This window comes from Thalassospira sp. MBR-102 (assembly GCF_040549275.1).
Taxonomy (GTDB): domain Bacteria; phylum Pseudomonadota; class Alphaproteobacteria; order Rhodospirillales; family Thalassospiraceae; genus Thalassospira; species Thalassospira xiamenensis.
In genome coordinates this window covers 1-1,172 of record NZ_JBEPTC010000028.1, presented here as the reverse complement: position 1 = coordinate 1,172, position 1,172 = coordinate 1, and the positions used below count along the sequence as shown (strand labels likewise).

General features: G+C 51.7%; 1 protein-coding gene. It reads left to right on the top strand.

Features of this window, described 5'->3' with window-relative positions:
• The first annotated feature begins 216 nt into the window (after positions 1-216).
• On the top strand, positions 217-1,158 hold the full coding sequence (locus ABIE64_RS22655) for an IS110 family RNA-guided transposase (RefSeq protein ID WP_354378689.1): 942 nt from the start codon (positions 217-219) through the stop codon (positions 1,156-1,158).
• The last annotated feature ends 14 nt before the right edge of the window (positions 1,159-1,172 follow it).

The following is a 1,172-nucleotide window of genomic DNA, read 5'->3' as shown; positions in this document are numbered from 1 at the left end:
CTTATACATTGAGAGGCAGAAGGATTTGTTATGATCCTTCTGCCTCTTTTGTTTGAACTGGTGGTGGCCACCACCAGTTCATGGTGCGCAGAGCGGTTGGGCCCGTGCGGGCAAGACCTTTGACGGTCGTAAAAAAGCAGAACCCTTTGCGTACCTTGAGGCTTCGTCGAACCGCTGAGAGAGCTTTTACGCTCGCGTATAAGAGAGACAAAGCCAATGACTTATACTACTCGTTTTGTGGGGATCGATATATCGAAATCCACCTTTGACATTTGCCTGTTACCTGAAAACCGGACAAAAACTTTTGCCAACACGCGTTCGGGCATTGCCAGCTTTCTTGGCTGGCTTGCCGGGTATGAGGATATTGAGCGTCTCCTCGTTGAACCGACAGGAGGCTATGAACGATCAATCGTTGAAGCTTTGCTTGCAGCAGGCCTGCCCGTTGCAAAGGTGAATGCGAAATATATCCGCCAGTTTGCACGCGCCAGTGGCCAGTTGTCCAAAACCGACCGGATTGATGCCTTCGTTATCGCAGACTACGGCAGGCGCATGGAAACCCGTCTGCTTGAGCCACTTTCAGCAAGACAGTCTGAACTGTCCGACCTGGTGCTGCGCTACCGCCAACTTTCCCACATGATCGTTCAGGAGAAAAACCGACGGGAAAAGCAGGTCGATAAAACGCTGGGATGGATTGAGGAAACGCTCGATTTCCTTGTTGAACAGCGCCGCAAAGTGATCAGGGCGATGGAAATCTGTCTGGCGGAAGATGAGGACCTGCAGGCCCGGGCAAACGTTCTGATGTCGCTCAAAGGTATCGGGATGCGAACCGCCTGCTTCCTGCTGGCTGGATTGCCCGAACTCGGACGACTGGAAAAAGGTCAGATTGCCAAACTGGTTGGTGTGGCCCCGCTTAATCGCGATAGCGGCCTTATGCGAGGCAGAAGAACGATTGCCGGAGGCAGACAACAGGTACGTGACGTTCTCTATGTTGCCGCATTACCTGCTATTCGTTTTGATCCCGACATGAAAGCCTTCTATCAACGACTGAAACAAAATGGAAAACCCGGAAAGGTCGCGCTTGTCGCCGTCATGCGTAAAATGATCGTAAGGGCAAATGCAAGAATGCGCCAATATCATGCAGCGGTGCTTGACACATAACACCGCTGCTTTTT